Source organism: Psychrobacter sp. CoH-33_TS_01, from assembly GCF_058189395.1.
Genome location: NZ_JBVGQI010000001.1, coordinates 495,399 through 519,638, shown reverse-complemented (window position 1 = coordinate 519,638; position 24,240 = coordinate 495,399). Strand labels below are relative to the sequence as shown.

Sequence of the window (24,240 nt, the reverse complement as noted above, 5' to 3'; positions counted from 1 at the left end):
CTTACTTAACTCTCTATAACCTTGCCGCACAGTGAAGAAGGTTGAGTTTTTTGTGGATATATCTGACAATGACAGTCTTTAAGTCTCTCAAAGCCCTCTTATGATAGTGATGCGCCTGCTCTCCTCCCTAAAACACGATGAATCCGAGCGCGGAATCTTTCATCTGGGTCGAGCTTTGATTAAAAATGGCCACACCTCCATCATTATCGCCAGTGCCGATGAAGACGATGAGTTGGTGACTAGGCTCAAACGCGATGGCACGATTTATCATCAGCTGAATATGCCCAAAAAGTCATGGTGGGCACTGCTGCAAGTGGTACCGCTACGCCGGCTCATCGAAAAATACAACCCTGATGTCATCCATGTGCATTCGCGTACCCCTGCGTGGGTGCTGCATTTTGCGCTTAAAGGCGCCCGGGTCAAAGCCTTTCCCAAGATTGTCTCCACCATGTACGGCTTTTATCCGATTAATAAATACTCGCGCCCCCTGCTTAAGGCGGATACGGTCATTACGGTTTCGGATAGTGTGCGGGATTACCTCATCACGGGGATTAAACATACCGGGCTGCAGGTCAAAAATGTCGTGCGTATTTATCGCGGTGTCGATACCCGCCGTTTCCCTTATCGGCACAACCCTTCTGTGTATTGGCTGCGGCGTACTTTTGCAGAGTTTCCTGAGCTTGAGCATAAAAAATGGCTGCTCTTCCCTACCATTATCGGTCCTGAATATGGGCAGGAGTGGCTGATAGATATTTTGGGCAATCTACAAGAGCAGTTCCCTAATATTCATGTGATTATCATGGATGAGGACCGCGATGATGGCGAGCTGCTGTATCAAGAGTTTCGTCAGCGCGTCTTTACGCTAGGTTTAGAAGATCGCATTACCTTCGTGGGCAGTAAGCGCAATGACAATCGCGAGTGGCTATCGGCGGCGAATATCGTCTTGGCGCTGTCAAATCAGCCCGAGTCGATTGGGATTAATGCCTTACAAGCACTACACTTAGGGACGCCGGTCATCGGTTGGGAAAAAGCGGCTTTTGCTGAAATCCTACAGCCCCTATATCCGCTAGGCTTGGTCAAACGTCATAATGCCTTGGCGCTGTGCAAAGCTGTGCGCAACCAATTAGAGAGCGTGACACGGCCTACCATGCCCGATACCTTTACCATGCGGCAAATGGTGTCAGAGACTTTCGCGGTCTATCAGCAGATGTATGAGGAGCGGCAGGCAGAGAATGCCCCTGCAGAGAAACCAAAGAAGAAGGCATTAGAGAACCAACCTCGGGATAAAAAAGGGCTTGAGAAACCAGTAGTGGGCAAAACCAATATTGGAAAAATAGCTCCTGAGCAAAAAGCTGTAGAGAGACAAATTTAGAGTCTTAACTCGTTAAAACCCTTATTTGCCATGATGAGCGTTACTGACATTTTAATACCAATAAAACTATATAAAAACCATATGGCCTAGCGTTTATCTCTAGGCATTTATATTAGGCCCTACTCTAGGATAATGGAGGTCTTATGGGGTACCGATTTAGAAAAAGTATCAAGATAGCACCTGGCGTCCGCATTAATATCAGCAAAAAAGGACTGTCTAGTTTATCGGTCGGTCGTCCTGGCGCTACCGTTAATATTAATAAAAAAGGCACGCGCACCACGGTCGGCATTCCCGGTAGTGGCCTGTCCCATTCTAGCTATTCCGCCCATAATAAACCATCTCGCAAGACCAGCTCACCGCCTAGAGTCGAGCGACATCCTAGCCAACCGCCCTTACCTATTTATAATCAGCAAAATCCTTCACACAATAATCCAGTCGTGGCTCAAGGTCGCATGACTTTCTTATTGGGTATGGGGATATTTTTTATGCCTTATATCTTTGCTTGGTTTACGCTGAGAGACGGCTATACGGTAACTTCTAGGGTGGTTAGTTTTGTTTGGTTGTTGATTGTGGTTGTTGGTTTTATGAGTTAGAAGACTGGAAGCTTCACTATAACTAATAAAATTTAATTAAAGCGCTTTTATCGAAATTTTCTTCTTGTCAAACAGTGATTTATGGAGTATATAGTATATTATATAAATAATAATTACCTTGATTATAAAAATAAATTATATAAGAGTGTGACAGGCGATAGCTATTGTATTTTTTAGATGTTTTTTCGACTAATATCATAGCTATTTTATACAGGGAGTATTAATAGTTTTTAGGGAGAATGTCATGAAAACACTAAAGACTTTCGTATCTATATTAATAGTATCTTTAACTATGCCATCTGCTTTAGCTTTAACCACTGCAGAACAAATAGAAGCCATTGACGCTTTAATGGCTCGTAGCGGCTATTACCCTACTCAAAGTAATAATTACAGCAGCAAATTAACTAAGTCCTCTTCAGCCAATAGTACTATGCAAGGTTCTGCTGGCACTACTTATGCTGTTGCAGCAGTGTGTGATGACGATTGTGGAGACATAGACGTAGAGGTATCTGATAAATATGGCGACACAGTAGGTAAAGATAATGATAGTAGCTATTTAGCCGTGACGAATTTTAAAGCTAATTACTCAGGCAACTATACTATCAAGACCACAATGTATAACTGTAGTACTAGCTACTGTATTTATCGATTGAAAGTTTATGCTCAAAGATAAGTTACCATCATTATTTTTAAAAGAAGCACTTTACCAACCTCAGAAATTTAAAATTCTCTGAGGTTTTTTAAATCTTATAAAAATAAAAACGTATATTTAAAAAACCTCTTATGATGTATCTTAATTAAACTATTTCAATATCTAACTTCTATAAATAAAAAATATACACACAAAGAAAAACCCGAACCTAGGGCGATGGGTTCGGGTTTTGGGCGCTTCATGATGTTGTTATTATTATTTTCTCTTCCTTGGTGACCTATCCTAGGTCCGTAGCAGCAACCATCTAGCGTTGCTACTTCAACACTGCATCCATGCATATCCCTGTGTTGATGGATGTATTGTAGTGATTAACGAGGTGGGTGAATAGCAGCTAAAGGCTCAAAATGTTGTACGCTAATGCTTACATTTGTATAGATAATATTCAAAGGTAATAACCCTATATAGTGCTACTGATTTGATACCCCTAAACATTACTCGATATAAATTAAATTTAGCCAATAGCTTAACTGGTTTTAGCTAATTTTAACTAGTTGAGATCATCAAATCTTAGACTAAACTTGAGTAGATATTTGCGCAGTCGATCGCTATCGTTAGGACTTTTTAGCTGCTCTCTCGAGTTAGCGTAGAGATAACGCCCGGCTGCTGCCTGATTCTTATGCTGCTGACACACCCCAATCACATAGGCAAGCTGTACCGCTTCGAAAGGGTCGATGATGTCTAATACAGACTCCTCGACATACCGCTCAAGTAAAGCATCGCTCGCTGTTTCTATTTGCTGCGTATTAAAATCAGTATTGAAATGACTATCTGCTTTCTTATTACTTAGGCTATTTTTTGAGCCAGGCGTGCTATTATTTGGTAGTGCCCACAGGTGACACAATCGCTCAATTTCTGCCTCGACATCCGCCACGCGAATAACCTTACTGTCCGCTAAGGTCGTTAGCCGGGTCATACTGGCGGTTAGGTCACGGAAATTTCCCTGCCAAGTCGCATCAAGGCTAGTAGCAAAAGTCTCATAGCGCTGCCGCGCGGCAGGCTCAAAGCGATATTGCTGCTGTTGCTCACTGCCCAATCTAGCCAGCTCATAATCGATATTGGCAGGTAGGTCTTCTAAGCGGTCTTTTAGCGACGGTAAAAAGAACGTCCACGTATTCAAACGAGCAAATAAATCGGCACGAAACTCGCCATCCGCTACTGCTTGGCGCAAGTCTTTATTGGTACCCGCCATCAGCTGAAAAGACACGCTGACCGGCGTATCGCTACCGACCGGATAGAAACGCTGCTCCTCTAAAGCGGTCAATAACATCGCTTGCTCGTCTAAACCAAGCTCACCGATTTCATCTAAGAATAACAACCCGCCATCAGCCGACTTTAATAAACCGTCCCGACTGCTAGCGGCTCCGGTAAATGCCCCCTTAACATGACCAAACAGCACACTCATAGCGACATCACCGCGTAGGGTGGCACAATTCACCTCGACGAATTTACCTAGCGTATATTTACTCTGCTCCGTGGTTTTAGCCGTTCTCGTAGTGTGGTTACTGGCTTTTTTTAGCGCATAAATTTGCGTAGCCAATTGCGACTTGCCTGCCCCTGTCGCCCCCATTAATAATATTGGCGCAGTTGAGCGCGTGGCTACTTTTTCAATATCAGAGATCAGTTGTTGGTAAGCGGCATTTTGCGTGATTAGATTGGCTTGTAGCGTTTGCCAATGTTGTGCCTTCTCCGCTTCAAAACGCTCACGCAAAGTGTCATAGCGTGACACATCCAAATCAATGGTCTGATAGCGCCCTTGTGGATCCATTTGCTCGGGTTTGGGACAGGGCGAGGTCTGAATCAAGTCGGCAGGGATAAAGCCCGCTTCTACCAATAAGAACCAGCAAATCTGGGCAACGTGGGTACCGGTGGTCAGGTGTAGCAAATATTGCGTATCGTCATTGAAGGCAAAGTCAGCGACAAAGTCATACAGCTCGGCATAGACTTCGGCAAAGTCCCAAGGACTCTCTAGTTTGATATCGTGGCCAATCACCTCCGTAGTGGGACTGACCAAAGCAATATCCGCTACGATAATATCGAACAGCTGCTTATCGCGTTTGCTATATAACAGATGCAGCTCATCGACGAGCATATCATCGTGCAAACATAGGCTGACCGTCGGGCGCCAACGTTGCCAGCGCTTATCATTATAGCCATTGTCTAAGGTGGTGCCGAGGAAGCCGATGACTGCAGTTTTATTGGTCATAGTATTCTTTTATTTTAAAATTACTGCTCTGATTATAGTTATATTTATAGGAGGATAGTTATTTTTCGTTGGGTTTGAATTTTTATGATTAATGGTTTAAAAACATTTAGATAGTATCTCTATCCTGGCTTTAAAGAAGCACAACGCAAAAAAATAGGCAATATCAATAAGGATTTTCTCTTATCAATACTGCCTACTTATAGTGAAAAGACTTAATTTATAAGTAAATTATGCCGCTGGCACCGCGACTTGGGTGGTCCAAATTTCACCTTCACGAGCCGCAATACGTTTATGCTCATCAAAATCTGGCGCAATGCATAAAAATAGTGTCTTACCGTCCTCGCCACCCAACTCACAAGCAAACGTACCAACGTTATGAGAAGTTAAATCAATGGTCTCTACAATCTCGCCCTCTTTTACCCGAATCGCTTGTTGCCCTAAGCAATCAGAAATCCAAACCGCGCCTTCCGCGTCAATGCATGAGCCATCAGGTGCAACGACTGAAGCAGCGGCATAATCTCCAAAGTTAGGACCCGTCGCTAGCGGACCAAACACCGCCCAATCTTGCCGCTCACCCAACATACCATCTTCTAAAATAGCAAATGCCGAGACTCTATTACCAAAGGATTCATTAACGATTAAGGTGTTTTTATCTGGGCTTCTAACTGTCCCATTTGGGAAATACAACTCATCGGCTACCACTTTTAAGCTACGATCTGTGTCTATCATGATAAGACGGGCGGTATCCATATCACCGCCATTCATCAAGTCAAAACCAAAATTGCCCACGTAGCAACGGCCTACTTCATCGACGTACATGTCATTGCAATAGCCCTTAGCAATACCGGATAAATCGGCATACTCTGTTAGGCTACCGTCCTTATTAATCTGCATGACTTTTTTATCTTTCATGGAGACGACTAGCATCGTCCCATCGGGCAGCCAACCCAAGCCTGAGGGTTGGTTAGGTACTTCAGCCACTGTGGTCACCGTACCGTCTAAATCTATGGCATAAACCGCTTTGGTATAAAAATCTGATATCCACAACTTACCATCACGCCATCTTGGCGCTTCGGTATAAGTAAAGCCTGTGGCTAAAGTTTTGAATTCACGTTGACTCATAATAAATCTTCCTTATGTTAAGTAATATAAGCGATCCTGCTTGTTTGGTTCTACTGGTTAAATCTCGATAGATGTCACTTATTCTTTATTCCATTTGTTACTTTGATAAAGCTAGTCGTATACAAGCTAAGGATATAAAAGCTAGCTTTATAAAACGCTGCGATAAATTTGCTCCACATCTTCCACTGTCATATCTCGCGGATTCGTGGCTATTAGTCGCGCAATCTTTTCCACAACTTCGGTAGCCATTGGCAACAAGTCTGCTGCAACCACGCCAAGCTCGTTCAGTCGTGTCGGCATACCGCTTTGTTCGAGAAAGCCTTCTAACGTATCGACAAAAGCATGTGCTGCCGCGACCTCATCAGTAAAGCTTTGCTGGGGCAAGATAACTTGGGCTAATTCCGCATACTGCTGACTGGCAGCTGCAATATTAAAGCGAAATACTGGTCCCATGACGAGCGCATTAGAGTGACCATGAGGGACGTGAAACCTAGTGCCCAAAGGGTAAGACAGTCCGTGTACAGCCGCTACTGAAGCATTGACGAAAGCCATGCCAGCCAAGGTTGAGCCTAGCAGCATATTTTCACGCGCCACTAGGTTTGTCCCGTCTTCGAGAACCGTCATATAGTTCTGCGTTAATAGTTGCAAACCTTTGATAGCTAAGGCATCGGAGATAGGATTTTTTTTAGTGCGACTGGTATAGGCCTCGACACAATGGACCATTGCATCAAGCGCAGGAGCGGCCGTCACATGACGCGGCATACCCACAGTTAGCGTGGCATCAAGTAAAGCAATATCAGGCAGTAATTTTGCAGAATAAATAGCTTTTTTATCGCCAGCATCCCCTGTTAATACCGAGACAAAAGTTACCTCGGAACCAGTGCCTGCTGTAGTAGGCACAGCAATTAACGGCAAGCGCTCACCAGTGGCCTGCTCCACACCCACCATGTCATCTAATGACTGGCTAGAGTGCATCGCTAACGCTACGATCTTAGCCGTATCCATGGAGCTGCCGCCACCCAAACCAATCACGACATCTGCATTGATATCCTGACCTACAGCGACGGCTTCACGGACGACACTATAAGGCGGATCTGCTTGTACTTGATCGTATATAGCCACAGTAAAGCCCGCTTGCCGTAGGGACTCTGCGGCTTGCTCAGCATATCCGCATTGCGTGATACCGGGATCCGTCACTATCAAAGCTGCTGGTTCAGTAGGTTGTTTTGATAATAAGCTCAAAGCCAGTGCGCCAAGCTCATCGCTTAGCCCACCAGATTTACAGACTATCTTTGGGGCGGTCAAAAAAGTCATATTTAACATTGAACATTCCTTGTTCGAAACCGTTTAAGGCAAAAAAGCCCAATCATCATACTAACAAGATAACTGGGTCCAATTGCTAATTATTGTAGTTCTTGATGGCTATTACCTACATCAAGTTATTCTCTTTTAACCACTCAATATTATGCTTTTTCAGTGCTTCAATTTCAGCATCCATAAAGGCTTTGCTCTTGCCCGGTTGCTTGGCTGTAGCATAGCTATAAAGCGCAATACCTAACACGGTCCAACCCAAGAAGATCCACCACTCGATACCGGCTAACGCTGAAGGCATGCCTGGGAGATACAAAATGAGCAAGCCCAAACTTAATATGACGGTCAAAAATCCTATTGGCTTGCCTGCAGGGACTTTAAACGGACGCACCATATTCGGCTCGCGGTAACGCAGCACCAAGAAAGAGATGGCGACACATGTATAAGCGATAACAATCCCAAACCCACCAGCATCTACAATCCAAACTAACATTTTGCGTCCGAATAAAGGCGCTAGTGTGGCCAGACCACCAATCAATAAGATAGCGTTGACGGGGGTATTGTATTTTGGATGAATTTTGGCCAAAAAGCTCGGCAACATGTGGGATTGAGCCATGGCATAAAGTAAGCGACTGCCGCCAATTAAGAAGGCATTCCAACTGGATAGGATACCTAAGACGCCACCGACGACCAGTAAGATACCTGCCCATTTACCGCCCCAAGCATTGGTCATAGCGTCTGCCGTAGCTAGGGTGGAGTTTTGTGCTTCGATTAACGGTAAGGTACGGCCTACACTCCAAGCCACGCCGATGTACCAAAGAACCGCTATCACTAACGAGATAATCAAAAACTTACCGATAGCAGGACGGGTCAGGTCAATCTCTTCTGCGGCCTGCGGAATCACGTCAAAGCCAACAAACATGAAGGGCACCATGACGATGACCGCCATCATACCGCCAATGCCACCGATAAAGGCTGGTGCCTGTACTGCGGTAGAGTTTTCTGGGCTATAAAGGATAGCACCGATAAATAGTAGCAAACCGACGAACATAATGCCCATTACCGCCAGTTTTTGGAACCAAGCACTGACCGCGACGCCGCGAATATTCAACCAAGTGACCAACACCGAGCCGAGCATACCGACGGCGACCCAAGACGCATAGACGTCCCAGCCCGCGACATTCCACAGCAGGCCTTGGTTATAATTGGGGATAAAGTATTCGACGACCGTGGGTAAGGCAACCGCTTCGAAAGCCACGACGGACAGATAGCCGAAGAGGATACTCCAAGAGCAAATAAAGGAGATATGCACGCCTAATGCTCTATGGGTATAGGTGTGTTCCCCACCGGTTAAGGGCATAGAGGCTGCGAGCTCGGCATAGGTCACGCCAATTAGAATAACGGCGAAACCTCCTAATATGAAGGCCGATATAGCCCCCCAAATACCGGCCGAAATAACCCAACCGCCTGCGAGTACTACCCAGCCCCAGCCCACCATAGCGCCAAAAGCCAGGGCGATGATATCGAGCTTGCCGAGTGATTTTTTTAATCCAGACATAATCATTCCTTTGCTTATGATTTCATTTTAATTTAAGTCATAGTCTGCTATATCAGGGCTCTATATATTTCAAATAGTGAAAGTAGCTATAGAGATACTGGGTATAGCTCATAAGTCAGTCAGAGAATGCATCAACATCCTGTGACGCATTTTTTCAATGTAATTTTTCAATGTAACAGCGTTAACTGCAGTAATAGTGTTAACTGCGGTAATAGTGTTAACTGCGGTAATAGCGTTAACTGCGCCCTATTTATGCAAAATTATGCGATTTTAGAGGGCAAAAAGGGCAGGATGCTATCAACTGAAGGGGCCTACTTGTGAGGTAGTAGCTCCTTATAACACCTGCCCTTACGGACTTATCTATTTAAAAATTTACAGCGGCCTATAGCGCAGCTTTAATAATCGCTAAGCCTTCTTCTAATACTGCATCCGATACCGTTAATGGCACCATGATGCGCATAGAGTTGCCATAGCGGCCACAAGAGGCTAGCAGTAGACCTTGAGCAAAAGCGGCATTTTTTAGATCCGCAGCGGTGGCAGGGTCTGGCTTGCCTTCGCTATCGACCAAGTCAAAGGCCAACATAGCGCCTTTATGACGAATATTGCCAATCTTAGGGCTGTTTAAATCGGCTAAGAAACCAGCGATTTTGTCGCCTAGAATTTGGCTACGCTCAAGTAAATTTTCTTCTTCAATCACTTCCATAACGGCTAGGGCTGCGACACAGGCTAATGGGTTACCGGCATACGTTCCGCCTAGGCCACCAGGTTGTGGCGCGTCCATGATTTCAGCACGACCAATCACCGCAGAGATAGGGAAACCACCTGCCAAGCTCTTCGCACTGGTCATCAAGTCCGGCTCAACGCCCAATTGCTCAGTAGCGAATAAGGTGCCGGTACGACCAAAGCCTGATTGTACTTCGTCAAAAATCAATACGATGCCATGCTCGTCGCAAATTTGGCGCAGGGCTTTTGCAAAAGAAGGCGTCACTTGGTGAAAGCCACCCTCACCTTGGACAGGCTCTATAATCATCGCTGCCACATCGCTTGGATGGATATCGGCTTGGAAAATCATGTCTAAGCTGCGTAATGCTTCTTCTTCAGACACGCCAAGCTCTGGCGCTGGGAAGGCGGCATGATGGATAGAGGCTGGCATAGGGCCAAAGTTGTTTTTGTAAGGAATGACTTTACCGGTCAGACCCATACACATCATAGTACGACCATGCCAACCGCCGACGAATGAGATAACGCCGTGACGTTTGGTGCTAGCACGAGCAATCTTGATGGTGTTTTCGACCGCTTCAGCGCCGGTAGTAAAGAGGACGGCTTTTTTAGCGCCACTGATAGGGGCTTTTTCACATAGCTTTTCTGCCAAGGTGACATAGCTGTCGTAGTTGACGATTTGGGCAGCCGTGTGAGAAAACTTATCCAATTGCTCATGCACGCGTTGGGTAATCTTAGGGTGCGTATGGCCAGTATTTAGTACTGAGATACCGCCAATAAAATCGATATAGCGGTTGCCCTCTACGTCCCATAGCTCTGCATTTTCAGCACGCTCAGCGAAGATAGGGAAAGCCACGCCTAAGCCTTTAGGCAGGACAGCTTGGCGGCGCTCAAGTAGAGATTTATTAGTGAGAGTACTCATAGTGACATCCTTTTACAGAGATAGTAATGATAATTTATTGTGAATGAATCGCTTGGGTTACAGGTCTACATATGCCTGTATTAATGTCGACCTCCTAGCCAGCATGGCAACTTAAACCGCCAGCTAAGAGACCTTAAGTCAGTCCTTAGCTAATATCTTGGCACCAATATTTGGTAACCACATATTCTTCTAGACCATATTTCGAGCCTTCACGGCCAAAGCCAGACTGTTTTACGCCACCAAATGGGGCTACTTCCGTAGAGATTAAGCCGGTGTTTTGACCGACCATACCGTACTCTAAGCCTTCACAGACACGCCATGAGCGGCCTAAATCTTGGCTGTAGAAATATGCTGCGAGACCATAGATAGTATCGTTGGCCGCGGCAATGGCTTCCGCTTCTTCGCTAAAGGTAAAGATAGACGTGATGGGGCCAAAGATTTCTTCGGAAGCAATGTCCATATCTTCAGTGATGTCGCTGATGACCGTAGCTTCAAAGGTTAATTTAGAAGCGTCGTCTTCTTGACCACCGGTGATGAGTTTTGCGCCTTTATCTAGGGCATCTTGTAATAGACTTTTGACCTTATCTAACGCCTTTTGGTTGATTAAAGGACCAATATCGACGCCCTCTGTCATGCCATCGCCTACTTGCAAAGCTTTGACTTTTTTGACGAAGATATCGAGGAACTCTTCTTTGATACTGTCTTGTAGATAGATACGGTTAGCGCACACACAGGTCTGACCTGCATTGCGGTATTTAGCTGCGATTAACCCATCAGCCGCTTTTTCTAAATTGGCGTCGTCAAACACGATAAAGGGAGCATTACCCCCTAACTCTAAAGAGAGTTTTTTGATAGTATCAGCACATTGCGCCATCAGCGTGCGGCCGACTTCAGTAGAGCCCGTGAAAGACAGCTTATGGACACGGTTGTCTTGAGTTAGCACTTCGCCGACGACAGAAGATTTACCCGTGACGACTTGCAAGACGCCTTTAGGAATACCGGCTTGAATAGCCAGCTCACCGAGAGCCAATGCCGATAATGGGGTTTCCGTAGCAGGTTTAACAATCATAGTGCAGCCTGCTGCTAGCGCCGGACCTGCTTTACGAGTAATCATAGCTGCCGGGAAGTTCCACGGGGTAATAGCGGCACACACCCCTACTGGCTGCTTTAATACGGTAATACGCTGTTCGGTCTTGCCCGCAGGAATAGTATCGCCATAGATGCGCTTGCCTTCCTCGGCAAACCAGCGGATAAAGCTGTTGGCATAGCCAATTTCACCACGCGACTCTTTTAGTGGCTTGCCCTGCTCAGCGGTCATTAATACAGCTAAGTCTTCTAAGTTTTCGTCGATTAGATCGGCCCACTTATTGAGCAATTGGCTGCGCTCGCCAGCAGTTTTGGCGGCCCATTCAACTTGCACTTCATAAGCAGCATTGACGGCTTGCTCAACTTGAGCTTTGCTTAAGCTTGGCACCTCGCCCACTTTGTCGCCATTAAAAGGGTTGATGACATCAATGAGGCTATTATCAGCGGCATCGATCCAGCCCGTATCGGCAGTGCCGACCAGACACTGAGACTTGAGTAGTGAGGTATTTTTAAGGGTAATCACGATAACACTCCTTGTGTTAATTATTATCATTGCGCAGCGCTGTCACTGCAGGTGCATCTAACAGGTGCGCATAAATAGAGTCATAGCTTAGAGAGGATAGGTGTTTAGGTATCAAGGTGTCAGGAGGGGTTATGGCTTTACGCAACTTCCCAGTCACACTTTTAATCCTATCCGTAGTCTTAACCGACTATACTAATTCAATATACTGAATCCGTATCTCATATATGGAATAGGTTTATTATAGGGTGCTTATCAGGCGCTTTGCAATAGCCAATTGCTACTGATTTACTTTTATTTAGTTTTTTTTGCTTACGACTTATTTACTGGTTATAGGATATTAATTTTGAAAGCTACCGTTACTGTGCCTGCTATAGATAAAATGTGCCTTATCTTAGACTTACTCACCACTAGCCCCTATCCTTTAACTTCTGCAGAGATAGCTACCCAACTTGAGCTGCCAAAGAGCAGTACGCACAATATTTTGCAGAGCTTATTGGGCAAACACTTGGTGTTTAAAGACCGAGATAATCGCTTTCAATTGGGCTCCTATCTGTTGTATTGGGCGGGTAAATATGAGCAACAGCATAACTTCATCCAAGTTTTTCATGAGCAAATCACTCACCACCCTATCTTGCTAAAACACACTGTCACCCTATCTAAACTCGATGGTAATGAAGTCGTGTTTCTAGCCTGTCATGAGTCTCCAGCTCCGCTAGGCTTTACCTTTCACGCTGGCGTGCGGGTACCCGCGCCCTTTTCAGCTACCGGCAAAGCTATGCTCGCCACTTTTGAAGACGCCACTTTAGCGCAGATGTTTGCTAGCGCTATGCCCAAGCCGATGACCTGCTATAGCGTCAATACTTTAGACAAGCTGTACGCCGAGCTCGATGAGGTCAGACGCACGGGTATTTCATTAGATGATGGTCAGTTAAGAGAGGGTATGTATTGTATAGGCACTTGTATTCTCGACAGTTATGGCAAGCCTATAGCGGGAATGGCCATAAGCTTTTTAAAAGACGAGTACCTATTGCACAAGGATCAAGTCAGCCAAGAGTTATTATTACTAGCGGAAGGTATTAAACAGAACCTTGGGATTAAAACCACTGCTGAGCTTTAAGGCATAGGGAGTTATTACTAAGCATTGGTGAATAAGGCTCTATTAATAAATCTTATTCACCCTGTTATTTCATCAAATGACCTGCCGATCCTGCAAAGTTTGAATCTCAGCCGCACTCAGCCCTAATTGGGTTAAAGTCTGCTGCGTTTGCTCCCCAAGAGCAGGTGGCGGCGTCCGATATTGCACCGGTGTCGCTGAGAGCTTAATCGGATTGCCCAGTACCCGAATAGGACTGTCGGCAAAGCTCACCACCATATTGCGGGCTTGCACCTGCGGCATGGCAAGGGCTTCGGTCACATTATGAATCGGACCGCACGGGACCTTAGCGGCTTGCAGCACTTCCAGCCAATGCTCACGCGTGTTGCTGGCAAAGACCTCATTAAATACTGCAGTTAAGGTGTCGCGATTGGCCACTCGTTTAGGGTTGGTCATATAGCGCTCTTCTAAATGCAGCTCTAGACCTAGCGCTTCACAAATCCTGCCAAACTGTACATCGTTACCACAAGCTAAGATGAAATGATTATTATCACCGGTCGCAAAGACTTGATAAGGCGTGATATTCGGATGGGCATTGCCCAGTCTGGGCGGGGTGGTATTGGTCGCCAATTGATTCATACCGATATTGGCCAACATCGCAATAGCACTATCGAGCAGCGCCACATCAACGTGTTGCCCTTGGCCTGAATGCTGCCGGGCTAGCAGAGCCGCTTGGATACCAATGGTCAGCTGCAATCCTGAAAATAAATCTACCACGGCCACCCCCACCTTATGCGGCTCACCATCGGCAGGCCCAGTAATGCTCATGAGCCCAGAAAGCCCTTGGATAATATAATCGTAGCCCGGTTTATGGGCATCGGGACCGGTCTGACCAAAGCCAGTGAGTGAGGCATAGATTAAGCGTGGATTGATAGCTTTTAAAGACTCGTAGTCGAGGCCGTATTTTTTCAGCCCGCTTACCTTGAAGTTTTCGACCAGCACATCGCTCTCAGCCGCCAATCTTTTTAGCAGCGCTTGCCCCTCAGGTTTGGTCATATCTACTGTGATAGATTGCTTGTTACGGTTGATGGTCGCAAAGTAAGCCGAGGTACCATCTTTAAACGTCGGTGGCTGCCAATGTCGCGTCTCATCTCCGGTCACAGGCCGCTCTACTTTGATGACGTCTGCCCCTAAATCAGCGAGCACTTGCGTACAGGTCGGTCCCGCCAAAACCCGCGATAAATCCAACACCTTAATCCCTGCCAGCGCTTGCGGTGCAGCAGCTTGTTGCTCGCTAGTCTTAGTGTCAGTAGCATTCTCTGGCATCATATCAGCATCCATACTTATCTCACCTACATCTAAACCTGGCTATTAAAATCAGCTCTGAAAATCTATAAATTGGGATGGCGCCAAAGCCCTGTTGACGCCAGTTATCATTAAAACTAATAGCTTATAAACAGGTTAATGCGGACAACGCTGTCCCATTGTTACGCTCTAAGCAAAGGCTGGAATACCCGTCTGCGCACGCCCTAGGATGAGCGCATGAATGTCATGGGTACCTTCATAAGTATTCACGGCTTCCAAGTTCATCACATGACGGATGACGTGGTATTCATCAGAGATACCATTACCGCCGTGCATATCGCGTGCGACTCTGGCGATGTTCAGCGCTTTGCCGCAGTTATTGCGCTTAATTAAAGAAATCATCTCAGGCGCCGCATTGTGCTCATCCATCAAGCGCCCTATTCGCAGTGCCGCCTGTAGTCCTAACGCAATCTCAGTCTGCATATCAGCTAATTTCAACTGCACCAACTGGGTAGCGGCTAACGGACGATTGAACTGTTTGCGATCGAGCGTATATTGACGTGAGGCCTCCCAGCAGAATTGTGCTGCGCCCATTGCGCCCCAAGCGATGCCATAACGGGCTTTGTTTAAGCAACCAAATGGTCCCTTGAGACCACGGATATCAGGGAAGGCGTTTTCTTCGGGGACAAACACATTGTCCATGACGATTTCACCAGTGACAGAAGCTCGCAGCGAGAACTTACCTTCAATTTTTGGTGTACTTAGTCCTTCCATACCACGCTCTAAGACGAAACCACGAATCTGCCCTTCGTCATCTTTCGCCCAGACGACAAACACATCCGCAATAGGACTATTGGTAATCCACATCTTATTGCCTTTGAGCTGATAGCCGCCGTCAACCGCTTTAGCACGCGTCGTCATTGACCCAGGATCAGAGCCTGAATCGGGCTCAGTCAGACCAAAACAGCCCACGTATTCTCCCGTCGCAAGCTTAGGTAAGTATTTTTGCTTTTGCGCTTCGGTACCATACGCCCAGATAGGGTGCATCACCAAGCTCGACTGCACACTCATCGCCGAGCGATACCCTGAGTCGACCGCTTCCACTTCTTTAGCAATCAGCCCATAAGCCACACTCGACAGACCTGCACAGCCATAACCGTCGATAGTCACGCCGAGCAAGCCTAGCTCGCCCATCTTTAACATGATATCGCGGTCAAAGGTCTCATTACGGTTGGCGTCTTTAATCCCCGGCATCAACTCGTTTTGACAAAAGCTACGCGCAGAATTCTGCACCATCTTTTCTTCTTCGGTGAGTTGATCGTGTAATAAAAACGGGTCGTTCCATTCAAAAGTAGGCTTGCTATGGTTGGACATCGCTATCTCCCTGTTAATGTCGTCATGTCTATGATGGTGATATGAATCATTGGTTGAACGTGATAAAAGTTATTAATAAATATGGCTTGCCGGTAAAGTAAAAACGCTTTAAACTGGCTTTAGTTCCGCATTGCGAAACTTAGTTTCATTTAATAAAACTATTAAAGCAGAAGCTATCCGTGAAGTAAAGATAATTGCGCTGCATAAAGGTAATAAAATTACTGCTGTAACATTTTTGAAGGGAAATAAAAGTTATGACTAATGAGCTAGCCACTGCCCCTACCCTGCGTAATACCACGTTGAGTGAGACGATTGCCGCGACCCTTGAGCAAGCTAAAGTGATCGAGGACCGTGCTTTTGTGAGTGCTTTAGGCCGTGGGATGCTCGTACTCAGTGTGTTTGAACATGAGCAGTCGCTGACCCATCAGCAGATTTGTGCCGCGACTGGCTTGGCAAAGGCGACTGTAAGCCGCTTGATTCACACCTTAGAGTTATTGGATTTATTAAAACGCACTGAGGATGAGCGCTACCAGCTGGCAAAGAGTTTGCTGAAGCTAAGCAGCAGCGCGTGGAGTCGCTATAATTTAGTAGATGATGCTATGCCGCTACTGAGAGAGTTTGCGCGGCAGCATCAAGTCTCCGTCAATATTGGTACCGAAGTTGAAGGGGAAATCCGCTATGTAGCCTGTTGCCGCAGCCCTGCCCGCCTCGCTGTCAACCTATCTGTGGGCTCCTCCGTACCCATTGCCGACACCGCTATTGGTCGCGCCTATTACGCTGTACTGCCGCAAAGTCAGCAGCAGCAACTTATCAACAGCCTATCACTATCCACTGCTCTAGCAGACCGCAACCAAGCCGCAGAAATACTAGCTTTAAGCTCGCAGAAGTATGCCCAACAAGGCTATTGCTTATCGGATGGTGAATTTTCGCCCGATATTTTAGCCATAGCTGTGCCATTATTCGATCGTGCTACTGGTAAATACGCCCATGCCTTGAATGCCAGCGTGCCAAAGGCCAATTGGTTAGCGGAGGATTACGTTGATTATATTGTGCCAAAGTTACAGAACTTGGCTTTGCAGATAGAAAGCCTTTAAAAAAAGAGAAGCTGAAAACTTTCCTTATTCAGCGAGCGAGCTGTGCGGTTAAAACCTCCTTAAATAGCTCTCGCCTAAATATATAAAATTATATAAAGATAGAAATTTAACTATTTTTCTAAACCCATTACTAGTGCTCAAAAAATATAGAAAATTCCTATTTAAAATTTTTATATAATAAAATCAACTACTTGTTAAAAATAATAATTATAAAATATAAGTTGGCACAGCTTTCGCAACCTATATAACAAGTGGAGAAGATTGAATGATTAATAATTAAGATTAAGGAGCAGACCATGCAACCCACTACTCATAGCGTGATTCAGGAAGGTGGTACCCCGATCCGCCTTTGGACCGATGGCGTCCCTGTCGAAGAGCAAGCCCGCGAGCAATTGATCAAGACCTCGCAAATGCCTTTTATTTATAAATGGATGGCGGTAATGCCAGACGTGCATCTCGGTATGGGCGCAACTATCGGTAGCGTCATCCCTACCAAAGAAGCGATTATCCCTGCGGCGGTCGGCGTGGATATCGGCTGCGGCATGATGGCGGTGCAAACCACCCTAACCGCTAACGATTTGCCGGATAACCTGCGTGGTCTACGTATTGAGTTAGAAAAAGCTATTCCGCATGGTCGTAGTGCTACCCGTGGTCGCGGATCGAACCGTGATGTGGGCGCTTGGTCCAACCCGGATGGGACGGTAAAAGCAGGTTGGGCAACCTTGGTCGATGACTTTAACTACTTGTGCCAAAAGCACCCCAAGTTGAAGAACACCAATAACCTGAACCATCTGGGTACTTTGGGTACAGGTAACCACTTCGTCGAAGTGTGCCTAGATGAGACCAACCAAGTTTGGATTATGCTGCACTCCGGCTCTCGTGGTGTGGGTAATGCTATCGGTCGCTACTTTATCGAGTTGGCGCGAGAAGATATGCGCAAATGGTTTATTAACTTGCCGGACAAAGACCTAGCCTATTTCGCTGAAGGTACGGCGCACTTTGAAGACTACTGGTTTGCCGTGGGTTGGGCGCAGCGTTTCGCCTTTAAGAACCGTGAAATCATGATGGAAAACGCTATCAAGGCCCTACGCGAAGTGATTACTAAACCGTTTGAAGCACGAGTGAAAGCGGTTAACTGTCACCACAACTATGTGGAAAAAGAAGAGCATTACGGTGAATCGGTTTTTGTGACACGTAAAGGTGCTGTTCGTGCCCGCGTTGGCGAATACGGCATTATCCCGGGTTCGATGGGTGCGAAATCCTTTATCGTAAAAGGTAAAGGGAATGAGGAGTCGTTTTGCTCCTGCTCGCACGGTGCTGGTCGCGTGATGTCACGTACCGAAGCGAAAAAACAATTTACAGTCGCTGATCAAATAGCCCAGACTTCAGGCGTAGAATGTCGTAAAGATGCTGCGGTGATTGATGAGATTCCGGCAGCGTACAAAGACATCGATGCAGTGATGAATGCGCAACGTGACTTGGTAGAAGTGGTGCATACTCTCCGTCAAGTAGTATGCGTAAAGGGCTAAAATCATGACAAAAATAATAAATTTATTGGACTTTATAATACAAATCCATTTAGAGAAAAAGCCTATCATTTGGCATGAAGCACCTTTTCATACCGGTAGAGAAAGCACTGTGGTGACTTTCTATCAAAATCTGTATAAACAGGTGAAACGTCGCACTAAAGCCTTATGTTATGTAGAACCAGACAGTTATAGCTCAGGCTATGCGTCTTTTTATGACGCTTGGTTCTATAAAGAGACGCCTGACTTTGATAATAAGTTTGCCGCTGATATTGAGAGCTACGAAGGGCTAGTCGTCCTTGTGCATAAACACTTACCTTACTATGTGTTTATGCAAGGGTCAAAGTCATGGAAAACTGCTGATCCTGCCAGCCGCAGTAGCTACCTTCCCAGTCGTAAATTGGTAGATAAATTAACCAATGATGCAGTGGCAGGACTGGCTATAGAGGTCGAAAAGATATTGACTGCCAAGGGGTTGAGGCGTCTAAAGCAAGCAGCGTTAGATACTCCGCTAGATATAGGAGTCACCATTCCCACGGTATTAACAGATGATTATGTGTCTTTTTATGATGGGCTTTTTTATTGGGAGGATTGAGGGTTTTTGGTGGGGATGGGAATGGCAGAGGTGCCTTTATTAAAAGCGAGGCCTCTATTAAATAAGAACGTAGCGTGTGGTTAGCGCTAGCGTATTTTTCATATGGATTTATATTTAGAAGCCATAAAAAAAGGTACTACTAGACTAGCAGCACCTTAAATAACAGCTCAATCTTTGACTTAACGGCAGCTAAACTTATAGCCATTGAGATTGATACTACCACCGGCTTTTATGTTCGGCTCAATACTTGCGCCACCACTAGCTGAACAATCCAAATTCAAACGCTTCCCATCAGAATTATTGAAGGTATTGATAGGGATGATGCAGGATTTGCCTTTAGTACCATATATATTAACGCCCTCTTTCTTACACGTAGTCGTGACAGAGGGATTAATAGGATTTACTGGAAGGGCATCGGTAGCTATCAGCTTACAGTTAGCCGCACAGGTTTTATCGTCTTTACATAACTTATAGGCGGGTTCAGAGGAACAAGTATATCTATTGCCCGTGGGTAACGTCATATTGCCAATATAGCCGCTACTATTAGCCTCTGACGAACTATCACTTTCACCACCGCAAGCAGCTAGAACTAAAGCAGAACAGGCGACTAAGACACTGAGAACTTTTTTCAATTTAAATTCCTTATAAAAAGTATAACTACTCGAAATATGTTGATTATACTTATGAATTTATTTAAATAAAACCAGATTATTAGTTGAAATCTAAATATAATTTTAACAAAAATTAAAAATATTATAAGTATCGAGGAGAATCAAAATGAAACTAGCAGAAGCCCTACTAATCCGCAGTGATATGCAAAAAAAGCTTGCTCAGCTAAAAGCACGCATTAAGAATAATGTTAAAGTACAAGAAGGCGATACGCCCAGTGAAGACCCCAACGAGCTCTTGCTGCAAGCCAGCCAAATTATCACTGAGCTAAACGCTTTGATTGAACGCATTCACCGGACCAATGCCATTGCTAAGACGGATAAAGGTCAATCGATGCTCACCTTATTGGTGGATCGCGAAACCTTGGAGATGCGGCATAAGCTATTGCTTGAGGCTATCGAAGCGGCGCATGGTGAGGTAGACCGCTATAGCCCGCGTGAGATAAGGTGGAATGTGATGGTCTCGATCTCTGGTCTACAAAAGCAAGCGGATGATATCGCGATGAAACTTCGCCAGATTAACCTGATTATCCAGTCGAATAATTGGCAGATTGAGTTGGTCGACTAGACCGTTAACACCGAATTTTAAGAATTTTCCCATCGGCTAATCTAAGTCGAAGGAATACCAGTTTGGAACCGACTGGGCGAGTGTCAGACCCCTTACTAAGCCAAGCAGGGGGTTGAAAATATACTGCTAGGCTCGGCTACACGTTGCGGGCAGGCGTACCTTTTACAACTCATGCCCCGAACTAGTCACTGGTCATAAGTTACACTTTAGACCTTACTACCAGGCACTGACGGTCGGTTTCAATATTTTTTACTTAGGGCATCTCTGGAAATCCTCCATTGCTCTCCTTTTATAAACGAGAGTATAACTGCGAATCCTCCCTAACCCTCCTTTAGAAAAGGAGGGAATATTCTTGCGAAACTTCATTTGTAGTAGTTAACACAGAGTCTTTGTTAGCTCAGATTAAAAGCTGCATTGAATGCTGAAGGCTCCGTAGGCTGTGGCTTTAGCCCAGCATATTTTAATAGCGCTATTTGGCGTAGGGTGCGGCCCCCGCACCATTTAGAAAGTTATTGGTTAACTTGGGTGAATATTTTTTTAAACCTACTCTCAGTAGTCTTAAAGAAATAACTACTCAATTTTTAATATAGCCAAATGAATGTTTTCATATATCGGTGCGCCGAGCGCACCCTACAAAGAATAGACAAGGATTAATTATGAGAAAGGTTTTCACACTATCGTTTGTTTTTTTATTACCATTTGAATTGTCATCATGCGCAACTAGTAACCTAAGCTTACAACCAAGTATGGAGCACTCAGTAAAACAAGCTGAACAAGAAGTGCGAGATGCTCAAATGGCATCACAAATTGCTTCTGAATACTCACCTTGGGAATATGTTGGTAATTCCGTGGGGGGTTTCAAATATTACGTAAATACTAAATCTATAAAAAAATATAACCAGTACGAAGCTGTAAATTACGGAAATGGAAATATAGACTTCGCTAGCTCACATATGCAAGCTTGGTGGAAGATAGTAAGCCCTACAGGAGAATATACTCAGACCCAAACCTATTTTTATTGTGATAAAAATTCATCAAAAGATATTAGCTCTGTCAGATACTCTAGCTCAGATGAATTTATTAATAACAACAAAGTAAGCAAGCTAGTAAGTTACGTTATACCAGATACAGTTTTCTCTGATATATCCAATATTGTATGCACCTTACCTACCTCAAGACATTAAACTGGCCAATACAATCAAAATTAAATGCAGCAAAATCCAACTCAGAATGTGGCGAATTTTAAGAGTATGATAGATAATTTTTAAGCACCAATTTTTGCTCAACAACGGACCGTATTTATGAAAATATTGCAATCTCGATTTTTTAAAGCCCGCAGACTGCTGACGCTGACCAGTGACTCCCCATGTTTGGTGACCGCGCAGGAGGATGAGCGTCAGTATTTGAGTAAGTACAACCCGTTTGAGTCCCTACTCGATGATATCCTGCCGGGTGTGTATACGGGCAATGCCAGCCTAGTAATCCCTGTCAATTTACTCGAAGAGTTTGCGCGCTGCACAGATTTTTATACCGTCAACTATGATATGAAGCTGAACCAATGCTATGACGGGGAGCTGTGCTATTTTCACCCTGAGCTTGAAGTGTTTATCTTAGCAAACATGGACTTATCCAACGAATACGATGAACGTATCAAGCAAGACGGCATGCTGAAGATTAGCAACGTCTATTACGAGTCGATTAATCCGCAAGCGCCCGCCAATATGAATACGTTATTTGACCGCTATTTGCAAAAGTATGAGTCGGATGACGCCAAGGTATCGATTCTGCTAAAAGAGACCCACGGTCTAGTATTTAAGACCCATCGTATCAAGCCGTATTCGCTAAAGCTAAATTTGATGTATAACGAAGATTTTGCCCCAGTTCATGAGCACATCAAGAATAAACTGGCCAATGACAATAAAGGCGTAGTGCTGCTGCATGGTATCGCCGGCTCAGGTAAAACCAACTACATCAAGTGGTTGACCAGTCAGGTGCCCAACAAACAGTTTATCTTTGTGCCGACCAATATGATCAGCTATCTGACCGACCCTGAGTTTATGTCGATGCTGATTGATAATAAAAATTCAATCTTGGTGCTCGAGGATTGCGAAAACTATATCGCCGAACGTACCGCAGATGATGTGAATACCGATGTGGTCTCGTCGATTTTGAACATTGCTGATGGCATGCTCTCCGACATTTTAGAATGCCAGTTTATCTGTACCTTTAACTCGGACATTTCCAAGGTGGATGAAGCGCTGCTGCGTAAAGGTCGCTTAATCGCTGAGTATAAATTTGGCTTGCTCGCTACCGAGAGAGCCAATGATTATCTGGCCTCCATCGATAGTGAGCTGCGTGTTGAGGTGCCGATGTCACTAGCCGAGCTGACCAATATCGAAGAGATGAGCTATAAAGAAGTGGTGAAAGAAATGAAGATTGGCTTTCTTTAGGGTCTAGAAACCCTGCTAACGAAACCCCCTCCATACCTCCCCTAATTAGATGGGGAGACAAAAGCTCCGAAGTCCTCCCTTGGTGAGAAAAGATATCAGAAAATCATAGATTTTCTCTTGCGGCAGGGAAAGTGTCTCCCAGACACTTTCTATATCCTGCCTCAGGGTTTGGGTGGGGTTAAAGCAATTATTAAGAGTAGCAACAACAATATAGGCAGTAAAGATGTCAGCAATAAAAGAAAAAGTCCTAAAAATAGACGGCAGTACTGGCGAAGGTGGCGGGCAGATTATCCGTACCGCCCTAGCTTTGTCGATGCTGACCGGCACGCCTATTGAGATTAATAATATCCGTGCTGGCCGAGCTAAACCCGGCTTAATGCGCCAGCATTTGATGTGTGTGCAGGCATCGCAACAGATATCTAATGCTAAAGTTTCGGGTGCACACTTGGGCAGTACAGCGTTTAGTTTTGCACCTAACGACATTACTTCGGGCGATTATACTTTTGATATTGGTTCAGCTGGGAGTACCAGTTTAGTTCTGCAAACTGTCTTGCCTGCTCTACTCTTTGCTAATTCTACGACAGCGACCTTAAATGACCCTACAGCTGCCACCATAACGATTAAAGGCGGTACGCATAATCCCCTAGCCCCCACTACAGACTTTTTACAGCTGGCTTTTATTCCTGCTATTGCCAAACTGGGCATGCAAGTCGCTATCGAGTTAGGACAGACTGGCTTTGCGCCATTGGGTGGTGGTGAGATTATCGCTACGATTCAACCCTTTGTCCGCCGCGCTGGTACCGCTCCCTTTAAACTGAGCAAACGCAGTGATTTAGTTGCTATAAGACTCGTAGCAAGCAATTTAAACCTCGACTATGATATCTGCAAGCGCGAACTTTCTAGCGCCACCGCCTGTTTGTTAGATGCCGGCATCGATGACGCCGTAATTACTAGCAAGTGCGCCAAATTAACCGGCATTGGTGAAGGCAATACTTGTTATGCGGTAGTAGAGCATCAGGTAAAGGGTACGGCAAACGCCAGTCCTCATACTAACAAAGTACACCATGAAGTTTTTTCTCTGTTAGGAGAAAGGCGCACTTCAGCAGAAAATATGGGCAACCGCTTGGCAGGTATGGTTAAACGTTATTTACTAGATAGCGATGCCTTAGTTGATGAGTATTTAACAGACCAGCTATTATTGCCCCTAGCCTTAGCGGGTGGTGGGGAATTCACAGCGCGCACGATTAGTCGACATACGGAGACACAAGCTTGGCTGATTCAGCAGTTTTTACCCGTGGATATCCAAATATCCCCAATCAATGCCAATAAGTCATTGATAAAAATTATTAGCTAAAGATTAGTTGGGGTCTTTTCCCTTTTTGCCGGTTAATTACTGAGACGTTATTTGTTAAGATAGCGCCTTTATCATTAATCTGACCTTTATT

Annotated in this window: 19 protein-coding genes and 1 pseudogene; 11 read left to right on the top strand and 9 right to left on the bottom strand. The window is 45.2% G+C overall.

Going from position 1 to position 24,240, the window contains the following annotated elements; genetic code table 11:
* The first annotated feature begins 100 nt into the window (after nt 1-100).
* The 3 genes and pseudogenes from ACZ2XM_RS02105 (at nt 101) to ACZ2XM_RS02095 (ending at nt 2,638) form a co-directional block, all read left to right on the top strand.
* Nucleotides 101-1,372: a glycosyltransferase gene (locus tag ACZ2XM_RS02105; protein ID WP_490588478.1), complete on the top strand. Its 1,272-nt coding sequence runs from the start codon at nt 101-103 to the stop codon at nt 1,370-1,372.
* A gap of 143 nt (nt 1,373-1,515) precedes the next feature.
* Nucleotides 1,516-1,687 (top strand): annotated as a pseudogene (locus tag ACZ2XM_RS02100) (DUF4236 domain-containing protein); the annotation flags it as partial.
* 522 nt (nt 1,688-2,209) lie between these two features.
* On the top strand, nt 2,210-2,638 hold the full coding sequence (locus tag ACZ2XM_RS02095) for a hypothetical protein (protein ID WP_490588479.1): 429 nt from the start codon (nt 2,210-2,212) through the stop codon (nt 2,636-2,638).
* Between the two features lie 526 nt (nt 2,639-3,164).
* On the opposite strand, the gene rtcR is transcribed toward ACZ2XM_RS02095, so the two are convergent.
* The 6 genes from rtcR to ACZ2XM_RS02065 all read right to left on the bottom strand — a co-directional run bounded on the left by rtcR (nt 3,165) and on the right by ACZ2XM_RS02065 (nt 12,152).
* Nucleotides 3,165-4,880, bottom strand: coding sequence for an RNA repair transcriptional activator RtcR (gene rtcR, locus ACZ2XM_RS02090; RefSeq protein WP_490588480.1), 1,716 nt, complete (start codon nt 4,878-4,880; stop codon nt 3,165-3,167).
* Nucleotides 4,881-5,108: 228 nt separating this feature from the next.
* A complete protein-coding gene (locus ACZ2XM_RS02085; protein WP_490588481.1) occupies nt 5,109-6,002 on the bottom strand; it encodes an SMP-30/gluconolactonase/LRE family protein in 894 nt (297 codons plus the stop codon).
* 147 nt (nt 6,003-6,149) lie between these two features.
* Nucleotides 6,150-7,325 (bottom strand): iron-containing alcohol dehydrogenase, encoded by a 1,176-nt coding sequence (locus ACZ2XM_RS02080; protein ID WP_490588482.1) that lies wholly within the window; start codon nt 7,323-7,325, stop codon nt 6,150-6,152.
* A gap of 106 nt (nt 7,326-7,431) precedes the next feature.
* The gene (locus ACZ2XM_RS02075; RefSeq protein ID WP_490588483.1) at nt 7,432-8,871 is read right to left on the bottom strand and encodes an APC family permease; all 1,440 of its coding nucleotides are present in this window, start codon (nt 8,869-8,871) and stop codon (nt 7,432-7,434) included.
* A 382-nt stretch (nt 8,872-9,253) separates the two neighbouring features.
* Nucleotides 9,254-10,513, bottom strand: a complete 1,260-nt coding sequence (gabT, locus tag ACZ2XM_RS02070; RefSeq protein WP_490588484.1) for a 4-aminobutyrate--2-oxoglutarate transaminase — start codon at nt 10,511-10,513, stop codon at nt 9,254-9,256.
* 145 nt (nt 10,514-10,658) lie between these two features.
* On the bottom strand, nt 10,659-12,152 hold the full coding sequence (locus ACZ2XM_RS02065) for an NAD-dependent succinate-semialdehyde dehydrogenase (protein WP_490610511.1): 1,494 nt from the start codon (nt 12,150-12,152) through the stop codon (nt 10,659-10,661).
* A gap of 313 nt (nt 12,153-12,465) precedes the next feature.
* Here ACZ2XM_RS02065 and ACZ2XM_RS02060 point away from each other — a divergent pair, with 313 nt between their 5' ends.
* Nucleotides 12,466-13,239, top strand: coding sequence for an IclR family transcriptional regulator (locus ACZ2XM_RS02060; protein WP_490588486.1), 774 nt, complete (start codon nt 12,466-12,468; stop codon nt 13,237-13,239).
* Nucleotides 13,240-13,311: 72 nt separating this feature from the next.
* Here the strand turns inward: ACZ2XM_RS02060 and ACZ2XM_RS02055 are convergent, their stop codons facing one another.
* The gene (locus ACZ2XM_RS02055) at nt 13,312-14,544 is read right to left on the bottom strand and encodes a CaiB/BaiF CoA transferase family protein (RefSeq protein WP_490588548.1); all 1,233 of its coding nucleotides are present in this window, start codon (nt 14,542-14,544) and stop codon (nt 13,312-13,314) included.
* A 165-nt stretch (nt 14,545-14,709) separates the two neighbouring features.
* Nucleotides 14,710-15,894 carry an acyl-CoA dehydrogenase gene (locus ACZ2XM_RS02050; RefSeq protein ID WP_490588487.1) on the bottom strand — a complete coding sequence of 395 codons (1,185 nt, stop codon included), beginning with the start codon at nt 15,892-15,894 and terminating at the stop codon, nt 14,710-14,712.
* A 254-nt stretch (nt 15,895-16,148) separates the two neighbouring features.
* On the opposite strand from ACZ2XM_RS02050, the gene ACZ2XM_RS02045 reads away from it, so the two are divergent.
* The 3 genes from ACZ2XM_RS02045 to ACZ2XM_RS02035 all read left to right on the top strand — a co-directional run bounded on the left by ACZ2XM_RS02045 (nt 16,149) and on the right by ACZ2XM_RS02035 (nt 19,109).
* Nucleotides 16,149-16,988, top strand: a complete 840-nt coding sequence (locus ACZ2XM_RS02045) for an IclR family transcriptional regulator (RefSeq protein ID WP_490588488.1) — start codon at nt 16,149-16,151, stop codon at nt 16,986-16,988.
* Between the two features lie 296 nt (nt 16,989-17,284).
* A complete protein-coding gene (locus ACZ2XM_RS02040; RefSeq protein WP_490588489.1) occupies nt 17,285-18,517 on the top strand; it encodes an RtcB family protein in 1,233 nt (410 codons plus the stop codon).
* A 4-nt stretch (nt 18,518-18,521) separates the two neighbouring features.
* Complete coding sequence (locus ACZ2XM_RS02035) at nt 18,522-19,109, top strand: hypothetical protein (protein ID WP_490588490.1); 588 nt, start codon at nt 18,522-18,524, stop codon at nt 19,107-19,109.
* A 179-nt stretch (nt 19,110-19,288) separates the two neighbouring features.
* Here ACZ2XM_RS02035 and ACZ2XM_RS02030 read toward each other — a convergent pair whose 3' ends face one another.
* Nucleotides 19,289-19,741 (bottom strand): hypothetical protein, encoded by a 453-nt coding sequence (locus ACZ2XM_RS02030; RefSeq protein ID WP_490588491.1) that lies wholly within the window; start codon nt 19,739-19,741, stop codon nt 19,289-19,291.
* Between the two features lie 145 nt (nt 19,742-19,886).
* Here ACZ2XM_RS02030 and ACZ2XM_RS02025 point away from each other — a divergent pair, with 145 nt between their 5' ends.
* The 4 genes from ACZ2XM_RS02025 to rtcA all read left to right on the top strand — a co-directional run bounded on the left by ACZ2XM_RS02025 (nt 19,887) and on the right by rtcA (nt 24,149).
* Nucleotides 19,887-20,345 (top strand): DIP1984 family protein, encoded by a 459-nt coding sequence (locus ACZ2XM_RS02025; protein ID WP_490588492.1) that lies wholly within the window; start codon nt 19,887-19,889, stop codon nt 20,343-20,345.
* Between the two features lie 656 nt (nt 20,346-21,001).
* Nucleotides 21,002-21,529 (top strand): hypothetical protein, encoded by a 528-nt coding sequence (locus ACZ2XM_RS02020; protein WP_490588493.1) that lies wholly within the window; start codon nt 21,002-21,004, stop codon nt 21,527-21,529.
* A 117-nt stretch (nt 21,530-21,646) separates the two neighbouring features.
* A complete protein-coding gene (locus tag ACZ2XM_RS02015; RefSeq protein WP_490588494.1) occupies nt 21,647-22,795 on the top strand; it encodes an AAA family ATPase in 1,149 nt (382 codons plus the stop codon).
* A 223-nt stretch (nt 22,796-23,018) separates the two neighbouring features.
* Nucleotides 23,019-24,149, top strand: coding sequence for an RNA 3'-terminal phosphate cyclase (gene rtcA / locus ACZ2XM_RS02010; protein ID WP_490588495.1), 1,131 nt, complete (start codon nt 23,019-23,021; stop codon nt 24,147-24,149).
* The last annotated feature ends 91 nt before the right edge of the window (nt 24,150-24,240 follow it).